20 protein-coding genes and 3 pseudogenes are annotated in these 17,509 nt (G+C 74.5%); 7 read left to right on the forward strand and 16 right to left on the reverse strand.

Features of this window, described 5'->3' with window-relative positions:
- Positions 1 to 93: 93 nt before the first annotated feature.
- Together ACH4E7_RS20805 and ACH4E7_RS20810 are read right to left on the reverse strand one after the other, a co-directional pair.
- A complete protein-coding gene (locus tag ACH4E7_RS20805; protein ID WP_396250488.1) occupies positions 94 to 861 on the reverse strand; it encodes an SDR family NAD(P)-dependent oxidoreductase in 768 nt (255 codons plus the stop codon).
- A gap of 2 nt (positions 862 to 863) precedes the next feature.
- Positions 864 to 1,340, reverse strand: coding sequence for an SAM-dependent methyltransferase (locus tag ACH4E7_RS20810; protein ID WP_396250490.1), 477 nt, complete (start codon positions 1,338 to 1,340; stop codon positions 864 to 866).
- Between the two features lie 80 nt (positions 1,341 to 1,420).
- Here ACH4E7_RS20810 and ACH4E7_RS20815 point away from each other — a divergent pair, with 80 nt between their 5' ends.
- A complete protein-coding gene (locus ACH4E7_RS20815; protein WP_396250491.1) occupies positions 1,421 to 1,768 on the forward strand; it encodes a hypothetical protein in 348 nt (115 codons plus the stop codon).
- A 19-nt stretch (positions 1,769 to 1,787) separates the two neighbouring features.
- On the opposite strand, the gene ACH4E7_RS20820 is transcribed toward ACH4E7_RS20815, so the two are convergent.
- The 3 genes and pseudogenes from ACH4E7_RS20820 to ACH4E7_RS20830 all read right to left on the reverse strand — a co-directional run.
- A complete protein-coding gene (locus tag ACH4E7_RS20820; RefSeq protein WP_396250492.1) occupies positions 1,788 to 2,738 on the reverse strand; it encodes an ADP-ribosylglycohydrolase family protein in 951 nt (316 codons plus the stop codon).
- Positions 2,735 to 3,574 carry an ammonia-dependent NAD(+) synthetase gene (nadE, locus tag ACH4E7_RS20825; RefSeq protein ID WP_396250493.1) on the reverse strand — a complete coding sequence of 280 codons (840 nt, stop codon included), beginning with the start codon at positions 3,572 to 3,574 and terminating at the stop codon, positions 2,735 to 2,737. The genes ACH4E7_RS20820 and nadE overlap by 4 nt, the downstream gene beginning before the upstream one ends.
- A pseudogene (locus ACH4E7_RS20830) lies at positions 3,571 to 3,978 on the reverse strand (SMP-30/gluconolactonase/LRE family protein); the annotation flags it as partial. The gene nadE and the pseudogene ACH4E7_RS20830, both read right to left, overlap by 4 nt.
- Between ACH4E7_RS20830 and ACH4E7_RS20835 the strand changes: the two are divergent.
- Positions 3,978 to 4,100: pseudogene (locus ACH4E7_RS20835) on the forward strand (Lrp/AsnC family transcriptional regulator); the annotation flags it as partial. The pseudogenes ACH4E7_RS20830 and ACH4E7_RS20835 sit on opposite strands and share 1 nt — an antisense overlap.
- On the opposite strand, the gene ftsH reads toward ACH4E7_RS20835, so the two are convergent.
- The 4 genes and pseudogenes from ftsH to ACH4E7_RS20855 form a co-directional block, all read right to left on the reverse strand.
- Positions 4,097 to 6,073, reverse strand: a complete 1,977-nt coding sequence (gene ftsH, locus ACH4E7_RS20840) for an ATP-dependent zinc metalloprotease FtsH (RefSeq protein WP_396250494.1) — start codon at positions 6,071 to 6,073, stop codon at positions 4,097 to 4,099. The pseudogene ACH4E7_RS20835 and the gene ftsH sit on opposite strands and share 4 nt — an antisense overlap.
- A 178-nt stretch (positions 6,074 to 6,251) precedes the next feature.
- Positions 6,252 to 6,728 (reverse strand): annotated as a pseudogene (locus ACH4E7_RS20845) (NUDIX hydrolase); the annotation flags it as partial.
- Positions 6,725 to 7,654: a hypothetical protein gene (locus ACH4E7_RS20850; RefSeq protein ID WP_396250495.1), complete on the reverse strand. Its 930-nt coding sequence runs from the start codon at positions 7,652 to 7,654 to the stop codon at positions 6,725 to 6,727. The gene ACH4E7_RS20850 and the pseudogene ACH4E7_RS20845, both read right to left, overlap by 4 nt.
- Entirely contained in the window at positions 7,651 to 7,923 is a 273-nt protein-coding gene (locus ACH4E7_RS20855) for a hypothetical protein (protein WP_396250496.1), read from the reverse strand. Before ACH4E7_RS20855 ends, ACH4E7_RS20850 begins: the two co-directional genes overlap by 4 nt.
- Before the next feature lie 93 nt (positions 7,924 to 8,016).
- Between ACH4E7_RS20855 and ACH4E7_RS20860 the strand changes: the two genes are divergently transcribed.
- Positions 8,017 to 8,325 (forward strand): PadR family transcriptional regulator, encoded by a 309-nt coding sequence (locus ACH4E7_RS20860; protein ID WP_396250497.1) that lies wholly within the window; start codon positions 8,017 to 8,019, stop codon positions 8,323 to 8,325.
- Positions 8,322 to 9,113 carry a hypothetical protein gene (locus tag ACH4E7_RS20865; RefSeq protein ID WP_396250498.1) on the forward strand — a complete coding sequence of 264 codons (792 nt, stop codon included), beginning with the start codon at positions 8,322 to 8,324 and terminating at the stop codon, positions 9,111 to 9,113. Before ACH4E7_RS20860 ends, ACH4E7_RS20865 begins: the two co-directional genes overlap by 4 nt.
- 98 nt (positions 9,114 to 9,211) lie before the next feature.
- Here the strand turns inward: ACH4E7_RS20865 and ACH4E7_RS20870 are convergent, their stop codons facing one another.
- The 5 genes from ACH4E7_RS20870 to ACH4E7_RS20890 all read right to left on the reverse strand — a co-directional run bounded on the left by ACH4E7_RS20870 (position 9,212) and on the right by ACH4E7_RS20890 (position 13,845).
- A complete protein-coding gene (locus ACH4E7_RS20870) occupies positions 9,212 to 9,826 on the reverse strand; it encodes a disulfide bond formation protein DsbA (RefSeq protein ID WP_396250499.1) in 615 nt (204 codons plus the stop codon).
- A 70-nt stretch (positions 9,827 to 9,896) separates the two neighbouring features.
- Positions 9,897 to 11,468, reverse strand: a complete 1,572-nt coding sequence (locus ACH4E7_RS20875; protein ID WP_396250500.1) for an alpha/beta hydrolase — start codon at positions 11,466 to 11,468, stop codon at positions 9,897 to 9,899.
- A 278-nt stretch (positions 11,469 to 11,746) separates the two neighbouring features.
- Entirely contained in the window at positions 11,747 to 12,640 is an 894-nt protein-coding gene (locus tag ACH4E7_RS20880; RefSeq protein WP_396250501.1) for a tetratricopeptide repeat protein, read from the reverse strand.
- On the reverse strand, positions 12,586 to 13,041 hold the full coding sequence (locus ACH4E7_RS20885; protein ID WP_396250502.1) for a hypothetical protein: 456 nt from the start codon (positions 13,039 to 13,041) through the stop codon (positions 12,586 to 12,588). The genes ACH4E7_RS20880 and ACH4E7_RS20885 overlap by 55 nt, the downstream gene beginning before the upstream one ends.
- Before the next feature lie 138 nt (positions 13,042 to 13,179).
- Positions 13,180 to 13,845, reverse strand: coding sequence for a DUF6461 domain-containing protein (locus ACH4E7_RS20890; RefSeq protein WP_396250503.1), 666 nt, complete (start codon positions 13,843 to 13,845; stop codon positions 13,180 to 13,182).
- A 125-nt stretch (positions 13,846 to 13,970) separates the two neighbouring features.
- Here ACH4E7_RS20890 and ACH4E7_RS20895 point away from each other — a divergent pair, with 125 nt between their 5' ends.
- The 3 genes from ACH4E7_RS20895 (at position 13,971) to ACH4E7_RS20905 (ending at position 15,981) form a co-directional block, all read left to right on the forward strand.
- Positions 13,971 to 14,156 (forward strand): hypothetical protein, encoded by a 186-nt coding sequence (locus tag ACH4E7_RS20895; RefSeq protein WP_396250504.1) that lies wholly within the window; start codon positions 13,971 to 13,973, stop codon positions 14,154 to 14,156.
- Between the two features lie 311 nt (positions 14,157 to 14,467).
- Positions 14,468 to 15,382 (forward strand): immunity 49 family protein, encoded by a 915-nt coding sequence (locus ACH4E7_RS20900; RefSeq protein ID WP_396250505.1) that lies wholly within the window; start codon positions 14,468 to 14,470, stop codon positions 15,380 to 15,382.
- A 14-nt stretch (positions 15,383 to 15,396) separates the two neighbouring features.
- The gene (locus tag ACH4E7_RS20905) at positions 15,397 to 15,981 is read left to right on the forward strand and encodes a DUF4328 domain-containing protein (RefSeq protein WP_396250506.1); all 585 of its coding nucleotides are present in this window, start codon (positions 15,397 to 15,399) and stop codon (positions 15,979 to 15,981) included.
- Between the two features lie 245 nt (positions 15,982 to 16,226).
- Here the strand turns inward: ACH4E7_RS20905 and ACH4E7_RS20910 are convergent, their stop codons facing one another.
- Positions 16,227 to 16,958 (reverse strand): maleylpyruvate isomerase family mycothiol-dependent enzyme, encoded by a 732-nt coding sequence (locus tag ACH4E7_RS20910; RefSeq protein ID WP_396250507.1) that lies wholly within the window; start codon positions 16,956 to 16,958, stop codon positions 16,227 to 16,229.
- Entirely contained in the window at positions 16,928 to 17,494 is a 567-nt protein-coding gene (locus ACH4E7_RS20915) for an SRPBCC family protein (protein WP_396250508.1), read from the reverse strand. Before ACH4E7_RS20915 ends, ACH4E7_RS20910 begins: the two co-directional genes overlap by 31 nt.
- Between the last annotated feature and the right edge of the window lie 15 nt (positions 17,495 to 17,509).

Consider the following 17,509-nt stretch of genomic DNA (forward strand, 5'->3'; position numbering starts at 1 on the left):
GGATCCGACCGGGCGTGCCGCACCGGTCGGATCCACCGTAGGGAGAGTCGGTAGACGTTCGCTGAACGCGCGGGCGAGAGCCGAACCCCGCGCTCAACGGCCCAGCACGGCCCCGCCGTTCAGGCCGATCACCTGGCCGGTGAGGTAGCCGGCCGCCGGGGAGGCGATGTAGGCGACCGCCTCGGCCACGTCGCCGGGGGTGCCGGCCCGGCCGACCAGGGTGTCGGCGATCTTCCGGGCGTGAAAAACCTCGTCCCGGTCGGCGCCGAAGATCTCGGTGTCCTCGACGTAGCCTGGCGCCAGCACGTTCACCGTGATGCCGTCCGGGCCCAACTGCCGTGCCAGGCCGAAGGCCCAGCCGTGCAGGGCGGCCTTCGCGGCCGCGTACGAGCCGGCCGAGTGCGGGCCCGCGCCGCCGCGCTGGGCGGCCGCCGAGCTGATCACCACCAGCCGGCCGCCGGGGCGGCGCAGCGCGCCCTGCAGGGCGGTGGTCAGCAGCACCGCGGTGAGCAGGTTGGTGTCCAGGTCCCGCCGCCAGGACGCGGCCAGGGCGGCCAGGCTGTCGTCCTCGGGCGGGGTGATGATCGCGCCCGCGTTGTTCACCAGCACGTCCACCGGCCCGAGTTCGGCGATCCGGGCGGCCACCGTCCCGACCGCCGCCGGGTCGGACAGATCGCCGGCCAGCGGTACGACCGTGCCCGCTCCGGCGCTGCGCTCGATCTCCTCCCGGGCCTGCTCCAGCACGGCCGCCCGGCGGCCGAGGATCACCACCCGGTGACCGTCCCCGGCCAGCCGGGCGGCGATCGCCCGCCCGATCCCGGTCCCGCCGCCGGACACCACCGCGAGTCGGTCCTGGGCCACGGTCAGTCCTCGCAGTCGTAGTAGGCGCGCATCAGCTCCGTCGACCACGTGGGCTGACGGACCTCCCCGCGCGGGCCGAACTCCGCCAGGTACGGCTTGATGTCGAGCACCGGCGTACCGGCCACCGCGTCCAGCCCGGTGACGTGCAGTTCCAGCCCGTCCACCCGGACGAGCGCGCAGCGGGAGACCCCGAGCCGGTTGGGGCGGTTCTTGCCGCGCTGGGCGAAGATGCCGACCAGCGGCCAGTCGGTGTTGCCGCGCGGGTGGCGGGCGCCGGTCTCGACCTTCCCGGCCGGGACACGGTCGAAGTGGTACACCACCTCCAGGTGCGAGAAGTCCGCCAGCCCGTACAGCGCCTCCTCCCCGAACCGCCCGCCGTCCAGCCGGATCACCGCCCCCACGCTCCCCCATCCGTCGTCCCGGACGTCGTCCCGTCCGCCGACCACCCACCCCACCGGACGTACCGTCACTTCGCCCATGCCGTTCCCCCTTCGTCGTCGAACCGCTCACTCGGTACGGTAGCGAGCCGTACGTACGGACGATCAAGGGGGGCGGCACGATGGCGGACACGGAGATCAGGGGCCTGGGCGCGGAGTCCAAAGACACGGTCGGCGCCGCGGTGTTCGGCGCCCTGACGGTTGCGCTCGACGGCTTCCTGCTGACCCGGATCTGGCGCTGGGCGGGCGAGCAGACCGCGACGGAGCACCGGACGGCGGTGACCCAGACCGCCGTCCTGGTCGGGGCCGTGGCCTTCGCGTCCCTGCTCGGCGTCGCCGTGGCGGGCCAGCGGTCCACCCCGCACCGGCGCTGGTACTGCGCGATGATCACTGCGCTGGCCTCGCACCTGCTGCTGCCGCTGGCGTTGATCGTCGCGGTGGCCGCCTACGGGGGCCACCTCCTCCGGTGACCGTCAGGCCGCAGCCCCGTCAGGCCGTAGCTCCGTCAGGCCACCTGGCCGTCAACTGGGCTGCCATCCACAGCAGTTCTGGCGTCCGCAGCACCCGGCCGCCGTATCCCGGCAGGGGTACGTGCAGGGGTCCGGTCCAGCGCTCCGGGATGGCCGGGAGACCGTAACGGGCGCCGGCCAGGGCGCCGGTGACGGCGGCGACGGTGTCGGTGTCGCCGCCGAGGTCGACGGCGGCGTGCAGAGCCGACTCGAAGGTGTCGGTGGTGCGCAGGGCCCAGACGGCGGAGCCGAGGCACGGCCACACCGCGCCGTTGGCCTCGGTGGCGAGGTCGGGGTGCCAGTCGGGGGCGAGGACGGTGGTGTATCGCTCGCGGTGGTCGGGGTGGACGCAGGACAGGACGGCGGGGAGTCCGGCGAGCGGGTCCGCCCCGTCCAGGGCGAGGCGAACGAGTTCGTGGAGGATCGCCGTGCCCTCCCAGGCGGCCCGGTCGCCGTGGGTGAGGGCGGCGATCCGGCGGGCGGCGTCCATGGTGGCCTCCCGTCCGGCGCGGGCGAAGGCGACGGCGGAGGTGGCGGCGCGCATCAGGGAACCGTTGCCGGCGGCGCGCAGGGTGGTGTTGAAGTGGACGGCCGCCGCGAGGTCCCAGGGCATGCCGTTGGTGAGGACGTCCTCGGTCTGGATACCGATGTCCTTGGGATCGGCCGCGGCCCAGCGGCGGAACCGGTCGAAGATGTCCGGGAGGTCCAACCCGCCCTGTTCGAGGAGGGAGTCGGCGACCAGGACGGCCATCTGCGTGTCGTCGGTGGCCTCGCCGCGGTCCCAGCCGCCGCCCGCGACCAGCTCCACCGGGCCGGACGGGAAGCGGGCGGTGAGGGCGCCGGCCGGGCCGAACTCGTAGGGGGCGCCGAGGGCGTCGCCCACCGCCGATCCGAGGACGGTCCCGGCCGCGCGTGCGTCCCGCTCGCTCACACCTGGCCCGGGATGATCGGCAGGCCGCGCTTGTGCTCGGTGCGGCGGTAGTGCCCGAGGACCGTGGCGAAGACCTGCTCGCTGACCGGCAGTCCCTCCAGAAAGTCGTCCAGGGCGTCGTACTCGACACCGAGGGCGTCCTCGTCGGGGCGGCCGGGGGCGAGGTTCTCCAGGTCCGCCGTGGGGACCTTGCCGACCAGCTCGACGGGCGCGCCCAGCACCTCGGCGATCGAGCGCACCTGCCGCTTGGTCAGGCCGGAGAGCGGCATCACGTCGGCCGCGCCGTCGCCGTACTTGGTGAAGAAGCCGACGGCGGCCTCGGCCGCGTGGTCGGTGCCGACGACCAGGCCGCCGTTGGCGCCGGCGGCCGCGTACTGGACCACCATCCGCTGGCGGGCCTTGACGTTGCCGCGCACGAAGTCCTCGTGGGCGTGGTCGCGGAAGGTCAGCCCGGCGGCGAGGAGGGCGTCGAAGGCGGCGTCCGTCGCGGGCTTGATGTCGACGGTCAGCACCTCGTCGGCGCGGATGAAGTCCAGCGCGCGCTGGGCGTCCGCCTCGTCCGCCTGGACGCCGTAGGGCAGCCGCATCGCCGTGAAGCCGGCCCGGTACCCCTCGACGCGCAGCCGCTCGACGGCGAGCTGGCAGAGCCGCCCGGTGGTGGTGGAGTCGACGCCGCCGCTGATGCCCAGCACCAGGGTGCGGGCGCCGGCGACCCGCAGCTGCTCGGCCAGGAAGGCCACCCGCCGCTCGGCCTCCTTCACGGGGTCGGGGACGGGCGCCACGCCGAGGGCGAGGGCGATCTGCCGCTGGAGGTCCGCGGGCGGGGTCTCGGTCATGCCGACTCCTTCGGGAAGGTCACACGGTGGGTGCCCGTCATCGTCGTCACCAGCGAGTACAGCGAGGTGGTGGCGGTGATGAACAGGCGGTTGTTCTTCGGGCCGCCGAAGGTGATGGTGGAGACGGGCTCGGGAACGAGCATACGGCCGATGAGGGAGCCGTCGGGGGCGTAGCAGTGGACGCCGTCCTCGAAGGCGGCCGCCCAGAGCCGGCCGTCGAGGTCGAAGCGGATGTTGTCGAACCGGCAGCCGTCACCGCCCACGAAGCCCCGGTCGCCGCTCAGGGTGCCGTCCGCGCCGATGCCGAAGACCCGGATGTGCCCGGCCCGGCTGTCGTTGACGTAGAGCTGCCGCTCGTCGTGGGAGAGGACGAGGCCATTCGGCCCCTCGGAGCCGTCCGCGGCGCACGGCGACCACCGAGCAGCTCCAGGACGTGCTGCGCCGCCTCTACGCGATCGAGGGCGTGAGCGGCACCCGGGCCACGGTGGTGCTGGCGACCTTCTTCGAGCGCCCGCCCAAGCCCTAGGACTCCGCCCCGGTCCCGGTCGCGGGCGCGGGGTGCCGCAGGATCTCCAGCACCACGCCGCCGGCCACGGTCTCCTGGGCGACCAGCATCGCCGCCAGCTCGTCCAGGTGGTGCCGGTGTTCGCGCAGCAGCTCGACGGCCCGGCGCTCGGCGTGGCGCAGCAGCGCTGCCACCGCCTCGTCCACCGCGCGCTGGGTCTGCTCGGAGTACGGGCGGCGCAGCAGGTCCTCGGGGTGGTCGCCGAGGTACTGCGGGGAGCCGCTGGAGTAGCCGACCGGGCCGAGGTCCGGGGAGAGGCCGAACTCGCGGACCATCCGGGTGGCCACCGAGGTGGCGTTGGCGAGGTCGTTGGCGGCACCGGTCGAGCCCTCACCGAAGACCGTCAACTCGGCTGCGCGCCCGCCGAGTTGGACGGCGAGCAGGTCGTTCAGGTAGCTCTCGCTGTACAGGTGCCGCTCCGCCTCGGGGAGTTGCTCGGTGGCGCCGAGCGAGACCCCTGCCGGGAGGATGGTCACCTTGGCGACCGGGTCGGCGTGTTCGCACAGCGCGGCCATCAGCGCGTGCCCGGACTCGTGCACGGCGACGGCGTGCCGCTCCTCGGGCAGCAGCGCGTTGGAGGACTCCCGGCGCCCGAGCAGCACCCGGTCGCGGGCGTCGTCGAGGTCGGCGGCGGTGATGGTGGCGCGCTCGGCACGGACGGCGTTGATGGCGGCCTCGTTGATCAGGTTGGCGAGGTCGGCGCCGGAGAACCCGGGGGTGCCGCGGGCGATCCGGTCCAGGTCGGCGTCCGGGGCGAGGGTCTTGCCCCGGATGTGCACGGCGAGGATGGCCGCCCGCTCGGCCTGGTTGGGCAGCGGCACGGTGACCTGCCGGTCGAAGCGGCCGGGGCGCAGCAGGGCCGGGTCGAGGGCGTCCGGCCGGTTGGTGGCGGCGATGACGACGATGCCGGTGCTCTGGTCGAAGCCGTCCATCTCGGAGAGCAGCTGGTTGAGGGTCTGCTCGCGCTCGTCGTTGCCGCCGATCCGGGAGCCGCCCGCGCGGCGGCCGCCGACCGCGTCGATCTCGTCGATGAAGATGATGGACGGCGCGCGTTTGCGGGCCTCCTCGAACAGGTCGCGGACCCGGGAGGCCCCGACGCCGACGAACATCTCCACGAAGCCGGAGCCGGTCACCGAGAGGAACGGCACCGAGGCCTCCCCGGCGACCGCCCGGGCGAGCAGCGTCTTGCCGGTACCCGGCGGGCCGACCATGATCACCCCGCGCGGCCCCTTGGCCCCGGCGGCGGCGTACCGCTCCGGACTGCGCAGGAAGTCGACCACCTCGCTGACCTCCTGTTTCACCCCCTCGTACCCGGCCACGTCGGCGAAGCCGGTGTTGGGGCGCTCGGCCTCGATGATCTTCGCCCGGGAGCGGCCGATCGCGCTCAGCCCGCCGCCGAGCGACCGGGCGGCCATCCGGCCCGACCAGAGGAACAGCCCGCCGAAGATCAGCAACGGCAGGAACAGCAGCAGGGTGGACCAGAGCGAGCCGCCGCTGTTGGAGCGGCTGGCGGTCACGTTCACGTGCTGGTCGGAGAGCGCGCGGCTGAGCTGGGAGGTGTCCAGGGCAGTGGGGATCTGACTGGTGAAGCGGGTGCCGTCCTTGAGCGTGCCGCTCACGCCGCCGGTGTCGTTGACGTCCACCGTCTGCACCTGGCCGGCGTCGACCCGGTTCAGGAAGTCGGTGTAGCCGTAGCTGGTGCCGGTCGGGGTCGACTTGGAGAAGAGGACGAGCACGAGCAGGGTGGCGAGGACGGCGAACGGCAGCAGCCAGCGGCGCCATGAGGGGGCGGGGGGCTTGGGCGGCGGGCCGCCGGAGCCGGGGCCTGGCCGTTGCCATTGGCCCGGGCCTTTGCCGGGACCGCCGGGGGTGGGGCCCGAACCGGGCGGGGTCGCACGGTGCTGGGCGGCGCGCAGACGCGTTCGTAGGATCATCCACGCTCACCGCCTCTCGGGCCACCGCCTGCTTCTAGCCTGAGCCCTGCTCGGGGGCTTGGTCGGGGCCCTGTTCGACCCCTGGCTCGGGTCCCTGTCCGGATCTCTGTTCCGGCCCCCGTTCGGGGCCTACCTTTCCATGGTCGGACGCTCCGGGCCCGGACGGGAGGCCGAGCAGGTACCGACCGAACGCCAGCTGCCCGTCCGGCACGAACGGCCACCGCCGTACGGCCTCGGCCAGCTCGGGCAGGGTCAGCCAGCCGTGCCAGGCGATCTCGGCCGGATCGACGGTCAGCGGGCCCGGCGGCAGCACCGCCTCGTGGACGGCCAGCCAATACGGGGCGATCGCGCCCCGGCAGCGGAAGGTGAACCGGTGCCGCACCGGGACGGCCAGCCCCAGCTCCTCCCGCAGCTCGCGCTCCGCCGCCGCGCGGTACGACTCCCCGACCCGTACGGCGCCGCCCAGCATCACGTCATGCTGCCCGGCGAAGCGGCTCACCGTGTCGGGGCGGCGGTAGACCAGCACCCGGCCGGCCGCGTCCCGGCAGACGGTGGTCGCCACCCGGTGCAGCCAGCCGCGGCGGATCGCCTCGGCGCGGTCGACGACGCCGACCACCCGGTCGTGCTCGTCGACCCGCTCGACCCGCTCGCTCATCGCGCCTCCCGTACCCCAACGGCGACCAGGGTCGCGGCGCCCGCGAGCAGCGCGCACACCGCCATCAGCGCCAGCAGCCGGGCCGGCGAGTCGACCTCGCCCGGCAGCCCGGCCAGCGACCACACGGCGTCCCGCAGACCGCCGCTCACCGGCACGGCCAGCGCCGCGGCGAAGGCGGCGGCCCTCCCCGCGCCGGGCCTCGGCCGGGTCACGGCGATGCGCAGGAGGGCGTCACTGAGCAGACAGAAGGCGAAGAACCCGCTGACGAAGACGGCGAGTTCGACCACGGCCAGCTGCCAGCCGGGCCAGCCCTCGCCGGCCGCCTGCCCACTGACCACCAGCGCCCCGGCCGACACGCTCAACCCCGCCGCGGCGGCCACGATGTGGCGGCGCAGGAAGCGGGTGACGGCCCCGAGATCGGCCAGTGGCGCGGCGATCAACGCGAGGTCGTCCAACCAGTCGCCGCCAGGCCGCCGCCGTTCCTCGGGCGGCAGCTCCCGGACCGCCCGCCGCAGCAGCGCCAGGCACCACCCGGCGCCCGCACCCAGCGGCAGCAGCGCGGCGATCAGCCAGGTCGTCCACCCGTCCCACAGCTCGTGCTCCGCCCGCAGGACCGCGGCGGTCGCGTCGGTGGCGACGGTCGCCGCGACCAGCGCGGCGCCGAGCCGGGCCGCGCGCAGCAACTGGTCTACCCGGTAACCGGGTTGCGGCCCGCCGCCGCGGCAGAGCCAGGCCCGTACGGTGGTCAGGGCGGCGAGCGCGGGGACCAGGAAGAGCGTGAAGGACACCACCGCGTCGTACGGATCGGCCTGCCAAGGGCTCACCGCGCGCAGCATTCGGACCTGCGTGGTGACGTACGCGAAGCCGGTGAAACCGACCGCCAGCGCCAAGGCGCCCCACAGCGCGCGCCGTTGTGTTCCGCTCATCGCCGCTCACCGCCCTTCCCGCCGCGCACCAGCAGGTCCGGCAGCCACGGCACCCCCGGGGCCACGTGCTGCGCCAACTCGCGCTCCGCCGGGAGGACCCGGACGAGCGCGCCCATCACCCCGACCGGCAGCCGTACGGCCACCAGCCCCACCAGTCCTACCAGTCCCACCACGGCCAGTGCCGTCGCGATCGGCAGCCATCCCCATCCGCGCGTCAACTTCCCCACCCCCAGGGCGCGTTCGGTCGCAGGCGTCTCCTTCGCGACCATGGCGGCATAGTACACGCCGCGTAGTACCTGTCGCGTAGTACTCGGCGCGTAGTATCGTGGCCAGGACGGCCGCATCCGAGGGAGTGAGCGCCCATGCAGGCGTACGACGCCCAGACGCTGGTGCTCTGCGCACTGGCCGAGGGCCCGCTGCACGGCTACGCCGTGAACGCCGCGATCGAGCGGCTGATCGGCAAGAAGCTCGGCCCCGGCAGCCTCTACGGCGCGCTGACCCGTCTGGAGGCCAAGCAGCTGATCGAGCCCGCCGACGACACCGAGTCGCAGCCCCGCCAACGGCCGGTACGGCTGACCCCGCAGGGCCGGCGACTGCTGGAGGAGGAGCTGCGGTCGATGGCGAAGGTGGCCGCCGCCGGACTGGCCGGCCTCAGGGTGAACCCCGCGTGAGCCGTGAACGCCTTCGCCGGCCCGTCGACCTCTTCCGGCTCTACCCCGCGCCGATGCGCGAGCGCTGGGGCGAGGAGCTGGCGGAGGAGGTACGGGGGGCCGGCTGGCGCGCCTGGCCCCGGCTACTGGCCGCGATCGCGGACCTGTGGCTGCACCCGGCGATCTGGCCCGCCGACGACCGCGCCCAACGGCGCGACCGGGCCACGGCGCTGGCCCTCGCCGTCGCGCTGGCGACCGGGTTCGTCGGCGCACTGGCCGCCGAACAGGGCGCCCGCCGGGTCGCCGCGCCCGGCGGCGCCTGGGCGGCGTCCCTCGGCCAGGCCCTGCTGCTGGTCGGGCTGACGCTGGTCACCCCGATCCCCCGCCGCGACCTCACCGCGGTCCGCACTCTGCTCGCCACCGCCGTCCGCCGCCTCGCCGCCCCCGCCCTCGCGGGCGCGGGCCTGGTGGCGCTCGCGCACTCGGCGCTGGGCTCGGCGGTCGCGGCCGGCGGCTACGGCTTCACGGCCTTCGCCTGCTGGTGGGCCGTGCTGGCCGTCGGTGCGCTGCAGACCTGCCGTACGGTGGCGGGCCCGGCGGGACGCGCGGCGCTGGCCACGCCGTCCCCGGTCCGGCTCAAGCTGGGCCTCCGCACCCTCACCGCCGCCGGGGTCCTCGCCGGGTCCACCCTGCTGGCCACCTGGACGGTCGGCCCCACGGCCACGGCACTGACCGCCGGAATCCTGCTGGTCCTGCTCGCCTGGCCGCTCGCCGCGGCCCTCAGGGACCTGCGCCAGACCGGAAGCTGACCCGCCGCCGACCGGCCCCTGCCCGGAAAGCCCGATGCCCCGACCGCGACCGTCATCGGCCGTCCCCCGGTCGGGGCGGATCAGGATCGACCAGCGGCTCAGGAGAAGTCCAGCGACCCCGTCCGGGTCCGCTTGAGCTCGAAGAACTTCGGGTACCCGGCCAGCAGCCGGACTCCCTCGAAAACCCGTACGGCGTCCTCCCCGCGCGGGATCGCGCTCAGCACCGGGCCGAAGAAGGCGACCCCGTCCACGTGGATGGTCGGGGTGCCGACCTCCTCGCCGACCGGGTCCATGCCCTCGTGGTGGCTCTTGCGCAGCGCGATGTCGTACGCGGTGCTGTCGGCCGCCTCGGCGAGCTCCTCGGGCAGGCCGGCCGCGACCAGGGCCTCGCGGATGAGGGTGTCGTCGGCGGCCCGGTCCTGGTCGTGCAGGCGGGTGCCGAGCTCGGTGTAGAGGTCGCGCAGGACGTGCTCGCCGCGCCTCTCGGCGGCCGCGATGCAGACCCGGACGGGGCCCCAGCCGGTGGTCATCAGGCGCTGGTAGCGCTCGGGCAGGTCGGTGCGGCCCTCGTTGAGGACGGACAGGCTCATCACCCGGAAGTTGAGGTCCAGCTCGCGCTGCTTCTCGACCTCCAGGATCCACCGGGAGGTGATCCAGGCGAAGGGGCAGACGGGATCGAAGTAGAAGTCGACCTTGGTGGCGTTCTTGTTCACGTGGACGATCCTAGGGCCCGATTGGACCGCTCACCAGAGCCAATCACCACCCACCACCATGGGCCACTTCTCAGCTGCAGGTGGTCCCGTCCGCCGGCACCGTGCCGTCCAGCAGGTAGGCGTCCACGGTCCGCTTGAGGCAGGGGTTGCCGGTGTTGTAGCCGCCGTGGCCCTCGCCCTTCAGCGTCACCGTGACGCCGACGCCCGGCCCCAACTGCCGCGCCATCGTGCGGGCGCCGTCGACCGGGGTGGCCGGGTCGCCGGTGGTGCCGACCACCAGGATCGGGGCGGCGCCCTCCGCGGCGACCTCCGGGTGGTCGGCCTTGCCCGGGACGGGCCAGCCGGTGCAGCCGGTCAGGCCCCAGGCGGTGAAGGCTCCGAACACCGGGGAGGCGGTGCGGAACCGCGTCAGCTGCTGCTGGACGTCCTGGTCGGAGTAGCGCTGCCGGTCGTCCACGCAGGAGATCGCCCGGTTGGCCGCGTTCAGGTTGTTGTAGTGCCCCTGCGGGTCGCGCCCGAGCAGCGCGTCGGCCAGCTGGAGCAGCGTGTCGCCGGTGCCGTGCTGCATCGCCTCGGTGAGCCCGGAGGCCAGTGCGGGCCAGGTCTGCTGGCTGTACAGGGCGCTGGCGATGCCGGTGACGGCCAGGGTCTCGGTGAGCTTGCGCCCGCTGTCGGTGGGAAGCGGCGACTGCTCGAGCCTCTGCAGCAGTTCGGTGATCTTCGCCGTGCCCTCGGCGCCGCCGCTGCCGGTCGGGCAGGCGGCACCCGCCTGGCTGGCGCAGGCCTTCATGAAGTCGTCGAGGGCGAGTTGGAAGCCCTGGGCCTGGCCGAGCGCGGCCTGCTGCGGGTCCTGGGTCGGGTCGACCACCGAGTCCAGGACGAGCCGGCCGACCTCCTTCGGGAACAAGTGCGCGTAGACGCCGCCGAGTTCGGTGCCGTAGCTGATGCCGAAGTAGAAGAGCTTCTGATCGCCGAGCACCTGCCGCATCAGGTCGAGGTCCCGGGCGGCGCTCTCGGTGTCGACGTACGGCAGCACCGGCCCGGAGTTGTGCTCGCAGGCGGTGGCGAACTGGGCGGTGTTCTCGTCCAGCGCCTTGACCGCGGCCGGGGTCTCCGGGGTGCTGTCGATGGCCACGCTGGCGTCCATCGCCCGGTCGCCCAGGCACGTCACCCCGGCGCTGTCGCCGACCCCGCGCGGGTCGAAACTCACCAGGTCGTAGCGGGCGTTGAGGGAGGAGTAGGTCTCGGCCAGGGCGGGCAGGGTGGCCACCCCGGAGGCACCGGGGCCACCGAAGTTGAAGAACAGCGAGCCGATCCGGTGCTGCTCGTCCTTGGCCTTCATGCGGATCAGCGCGAGGTCGATGGTCCCGCCGTCCGGCTTGTTGTAGTCCAGCGGGGCCTTGAGGGTGGCGCACTGCCAGTCGCTCGTGGGTGCGGTGCCGCCGCCCTGGGCGGTGCTCGGGGCCGGGCAGGCGCGCCAGTCGAGCTGCTGGGCGGCCAGGCCGGCGACGGCGGCGCCGGTGACCGGTGAGGTCGGCGCGGGCTCGGCGGCGGAGCGGCTGTCGCTCTGGCAGCCGGCGGCGGGGGCGAGCAGCGCTGCGGCCAGGCCGAGCGCGCCGGCGCCGCGGACGACGGTGTGCATGGAGCGGTCCACCTCTCGGGGTCTGCCGCGCGGCGCGGTCTCGGGCATGCCGACCACACCGGCGCGCGGCGGAGCGGCGTACGCCCCGGCGCGCGGCACCGTCGGCGCATCACAGACCCTAGGGGCCAGGGCGCGGCAGCGCCCGCCGGAAGCCCCGGACGGGGGGCGTGCGCCGTACGGGCTGTCACCGGCCGACCGGGTGAGCGTTCAACCGGCCCACCGGGTGGCCACCTGGCCGACCGGCGGCCGCCGCGGCGGGAGGAGTGGCCTGAGGTGGGTCAGGCGGTCGGATGGAAGAGGGCCACGGCCTCGTCGATCCGCCCGAGCGTGACGAGCAGTGCGGCCCGCAGCGGGCGGTCCGCCGAGCCGAGGACCGCAACGGCTTCCTCCGGACGACCCGCGCCGGCCAGGAGCGTCGCCAACTCCTCGGCCACGCAGGGGTGATCGACACCGGCTCGCAGCTCCTCGACCGCCTGCTCCAGGCGGCCGCAGGCCGCGAGCAGGCGGGGCCGGAGCCGGACGTACTCCCACGGCGGGGAGTCGAATCGGGCGAGGACGCCGTCCAGGTACGTCAACCCCTCCTCGGCACGCCGCTGGTCGACGTACAGCGTGCAGAGGGTGTGCACGATCCAGTCCTCGTCGCCGCCCTTCGCCCACGGCAGGGCGCGCAGCACCTGGATCGCCTCGTCTCCCCGCCCGTGCCGGACCAGGAGCTCGGCGAGCGCCACCGCCGGGTTCGGCGACTGCGCCGCGGCCGCCCGGTGGACGTCGACCGCGCCCTCGATGTCCCCGCGCAGCTCCAGCAGTTCGGCCAAGGCGGTCGCGGCGTCCCCGAGCGGGTCCTCCGCCGCGTACGCCCTCAGCTCCTCGATGCGCTCGTGCCGGGCCAGCAGGTCGGCCAGCTGGTCACGGCCGTTGACCGAGGTGACCTTCCGGGTGCGCAGCAGGGCGACCGCCTCGTCCACCCGGCCCTGCCGCTCTCGGACGACGGCCAGCAGGCCGACGGCGTCGTCGGGCTCCGGAATCCCGAGCTCCGCGTGCGGCCGGCCCCCGGCCGGGGCATCGATCCCGGCCGCGAGCAGCTCCGCGACCTCCTCGTCCCGACCGAGCCCCTCGGTCACGTCGACCAGGGCCGCCGCGAACCGCGACTCCTTGAGGTGCGGCCGGAGCACCTCGTACGCCGCCTCGCCCTGCCCGTGCCGCGCCAGCAGCCGGGTGAGGTACTCGGGTACTCGAACGCCGCGCCCTTCCCGACCCCGGCCTCCGAGAGCACCTGGACGAACGCGATCGCCTCCTCCGCGTACCCCCACCGTTCCAGCAACTCGGCGTGCACGCGGGCCGCGTTCCAGGACCCCGCCTCGATGTACGGCGCGAGCACGGCCAGGGCGTCGTCCTGCCGACCCTCGCCGGCCAACTGCTCCACCCACGCCCGGGCGCAGTGCCAGTCGCCGAACGACGCTCCCTGTTGCACCCGGTCGAGGTGACCGAGCTCGATGAGTCGGGCGACCAGGTCGGACGGTATCCAGTCCACGTACGTACCGCGGGCTCGACGGTCGAATTCAGCGGCATCCATGATCGCGCACACTACCGTCCGCAGGCGACATCCTCGGCAACTTGGCCGGATCCCACCGCGATCGACATCACATCCGTCCCGCGGCCACGGCACGCCTCGGCGGCGTTCCCGTTCGCGGGCGGAAACCGGTCCGGGACCTCAGCGCGGCTCCAGCCCCGGCGTGCCGCGCACCACGTACGCCGGCAGCCGCAGCTCGCCCAGCACCGCCCGGGGCAGGCGCAGCCCGAACCTCCGCCCGACCGCGCCGAGGGCCCGGCGGCGGACGACCTGGTACGGCTCTCGGCCGGGGGCGCAGGGGGTGACGCCGTCCGCCTCCAGAACCTTGGCGGCGACCAACTCCGGCAGCAGCAGGTCCGGCTCCTGCCCCCAGCGCCAGCGCTCCTCGCCGAGGCCGAAGCCGCACAGCACCGCGCCGTCCCGGGCGTAGTCGAGCAGGGCCGGCGGCTGCTCGGGCATCGGGCGGAAGTGCACCACCTCCGCACCGTGTCGGGCTATCTCGGTGAGCAGCTCGCCGCCGGTCGAGTCGCCGTACTCGATCGCGAAGCACCAGCCGGCCGCCTCGCCGACCCGGATCACGCCGTCACCGTCGTCGCCGGGGCGGTAGCCCTCGATGTCCAGGCCCCAGATCTCCGTCCCGTTGATCGGCCCGGTCGCGGCCGCCGGGTCGGCCCCCATCCGGCGGGCGAGCTCCGCGGGCGGGATCCCCCGGGCGAACACCACACCGTCGACCTGCGCACCGGCGTCCGCCAGCCACTGGATGCCGTCACCGCCCTGGACCTCACCGCCGTGTGCACCGTCGCCCATGACGCCCCTCCCCTCACGCCGGCCCGCGATGGACGGGCGCAGCCGGTCCGCACCCTAGCCGACACCACCGACAGGCAGCCCCTGCGGCCGGGCGGACGGCGACGGGGAAGACGAACACGCCTGGTGTGCCCCGCCGTTCACTCGACCTCGCCGCCTCCCTCCTCGCGGCCGGCGAGGAGCAGCTGGCGGGCCGGATCACCGTCCTCACCGCCGACCCGCTCACCGTTCCCACCGTCGGATTCGCCGACCTCCCCGTCCTGCTCACCGTCGTCGACGGCCGGCCCACCCACCGGGCCGACGCGCTCTCCTGACCGGCCGCGGCTGAACACGCCGCGCTGAACACCGGGCGGCGCCGCCGCATACCCCTGACGGGGCACGGAGCCGTCCGGTCCCGCGCACGTCCCGACCGAGGAGGCACGATGGTCCGCGCCGCGGCCGCAGGGGTGCGACCGGGTAACACCCGCCGGGTATGAGGGAGTTGCCCGCAGGCGAGTTCGGCGGCCCGACCGATGTCAGTAGTCGCTGATAGCGTGCCGTTCCGTTCGAGCGACGTCAGCACGACGTCAGCACAACGTCAACGCGACGTCAACGCGGCGGAGAGGCAGAGCATCCAGTGGTCGATGTGGCGTGCCACCAGGTGGCCCCCGAGCGGCTCGCGCACGCCCTCGATCCAGGAGGCACGCGCGGCCGCTTCGTCGCGCTCTGGAACTCCCTCCACGAGGACGGGCTGGAGATCGCCACCATCCGCCGGATGGCCGACGAACTCCTCGACCACCTCGGCGCGCTCACCACCGGCGCCGACCCCACGCTCACCGGCACCGACGCCCGCCTCGCCCTGAGGACGGCGGCCGAGTGCTCCTTCGGCGTCCTGGACCTCGGCACCTACCCCCGGGGCGACTTCACCGTCGACTTCCCACTCATCAACCAGACGCTGGACAGCGACGAACTCCGCTTCGGTGACACGGTGGACTTCGCCCCCACGGCCGACACCTGGATCGACGTCTTCGCGATGTGCGTGATCAGCGGCCTGGTCTGGGACGGGTCGTACCGGTGCTACATCGTCCTGGCCGAAAACTACGCACCCTCGGTCCGCAAGGGACTGCCGCACTCCGACCTGACCTCCGTCTCCGCCCCGGCGAGCCTCGCCGCCATGGACGCGCTCTGCCGGTACGCCAACGTCCCGGACCTCCCGCACCTCGCGCCCGTCCCGGCCGGCACCCCCGCGCTACGCAAGCCGGACGCCGAGAAGCGCGCGGCCGCCACCCGAGCCCTGGACTCCGTCGGCGAGCTGAGCCCCGACCAGCGTCTGCTGCGAGCCCTGCTGACGGACGACCGGCAGACCTTCGAACAGGCCCTCACCACCCGACTCGCCCACCACCGCGACATCACCCCCGCGGACGCGCCGCCCCGCACCCTGCTCCCGGTCGTCCCGATCGCCCTCGCCGCCCTGGCCGTCCAGCTCCACGACTGGGAACCGGGCACCACCTCCGGCTACCTCCCCGCCGGCCTCGTCCAGCCCCGGGCGGTGGCCGCGTGAAGGACTCCCGCAAGGTGGCGCTCCGACTCCAGTGGACCGGCGTGCTGTCCGGCCTCTGCTTCGCCGCGGGCCGGGTGCTGTCCCTCGACGGTGGCAAGAAGCCGCTGGTGGGCCTCATGGGGCTGCTCTTCGTCCTGTTCACCATCGCCAGCTTCGCCATCGGCGCGGCCTGGCTGCGCCGCTCCCGGGCGAACGCCGAGCTGTTGGCTCCCGGCAGCCAGCCGTTCGGGTCGGGCCTCGCGACGGCGGGCTGGCTGGTCCCGGGGCTGAGCATCGTGCTGCGCTGGCCACTCATGCTGGGGCTCTGGCGCGGGAGCGGCGTCCGGGGAGTCCCGGTGCTCATTCACGTGTGGTGGGGCGCCAGCCTCGCCGCCACGATCCTGGGCGTGCTCACACAGGCCCATGTCCTGGGGAGCGCAGCCGGCCTGACCGCCGCAGGGCTCACCCTGCTCCACTCCGCTCTGTTCGCCGTCGCCGTGCGGCTCATCACCGCCCGTCAGGTCGAGGCGCTGGACCTGCCGCCCGCGCGACCCGCGCCGGACACGCCTGCGCCGGAGAACAGGGCACCGGAAGAGCGGGCGGACAGCGTCACGCCGTGACGCGCCCCTCGCGGGCGACCGACCGACCGGCCCTCCGGAGGCCGCAGGCTGGTAGCGACCGCACCTGCGCACCGACCCCGTGGAGGAGCCCTGCCATGACCGCACCGCTCCCCGGCGGCCCCGACCTCACCCGGACGCCGACGGCACCACGGCCCGCGCCCACGCCGAGCGGCGGGGCTTCCCGGACATCGCGGCCGCACTGCAGGCGGCGGGGGCCAGGCAGGTCAGGCCGGCCGGGCTGAGCCTCAGCCCCAGCCGGGCACCGGCGGCAGCGGCCACCGCGGCAGCTCCGGCAGCGGACCGTCCGACCGCAGGTCCGCAGCCGGGGCGCGCCCGGCGAGCCAGGCGAGCAGCGTATGCCCCGGGCCGCGCACGACCGGGCCCTGCTCGCCGAGGGGCCAGGTGCGGCCGAGATCCTCGGCGCCGATCCGGGCGAGCGCGACCCGCCGGGCGGCCAGCGCCGCGACGCTCTCGTCCAGCGCCCGCCGGACGAAGTCGTCCGGCCAGCTCTTCGGTGAGTAGCCGAGGTTCAGGTCCACATGGTGCACCTCGAGCTCCCGCCAAGCGCGCCACAGGAGGTACCAGGCCGGGTGTCGCCACCCCGCCAGCGCGGTGACCAGCACCGCCCGACGCTCGGCGGGCAGTGCCGCCGCGTCCGCGAGCAGCCCGTCCAGGCTGCCCCGCAGGTCCGCGACCAGCGCATCGGCGCCCCGCCCCGCGCCCTCGCGCAACTGCCGCTCCAACTCGGCGGAGTCGGCGCGCGGCCCGGGCGGGGTGCCGGTACGGGCCACGGCGAGCAGCCACCGATAGGCGTCGGCGCTGCGGGCGACGTGGGTGAGGACGTGGCCCCGGCTCCACCCGGGCAGCAGCGACGGCTCCCGGGCCTCCCGGTCGGTCAGCGCCCCCACGCTCTCGCCGAGCCGCTCCGCCGAGGCCCGGACCGCCGTCACCAGCTGTTCGAAGCCCGTCGTCTCCATGTCGACCCCTGCCCTTCCTCGGCCAGCGACTTGACGCCGGCCAGGGTCGCCGCCATCCCTCCGCGCAGCTCCTCCAGCCGGAAGGCGACGATCTGCTCCTCGATCTCCGGGCGGGCCTCGATGGCCAGGGTGACCCCGCTACGGCCGGGGCCGATGACCACCGACTGGCGCACCCGGGTGCCACCGTCCTCGGGGGTCAGGTCGAATCGCCACCGGGCCATCGAGCCCGCGACGTCCGACACCGGGCCACCGTACCGTCCGTCCACGTCCATGACGGCCCAGGCGAAGGCGCGGCACTCCGTCAGTTCGATCACCTCGGAGACCGTCCGCCAGTCGCGCATGTTCACCCGCCGGTTGTGTCCCTCGAAACGCGCGCCGACCGCGGGACCGTCCGCGCCGTCCAGCCAGGCGACCCGGCGGAGTTCCGGGCTGAGCCGGGCCGGCAGAGCGATGTCGGTCACCAGCTCCCAGACCCGCTCCACCGCGGCCTGGACGAACACCTCGCACTGCGCACCCGGATCGTCGGCGTACCGCATCCCGTTCCCCCTCCA

It is taken from the genome of Kitasatospora sp. NPDC018058 (genome assembly GCF_044327205.1).
GTDB lineage: Bacteria > Actinomycetota > Actinomycetes > Streptomycetales > Streptomycetaceae > Kitasatospora.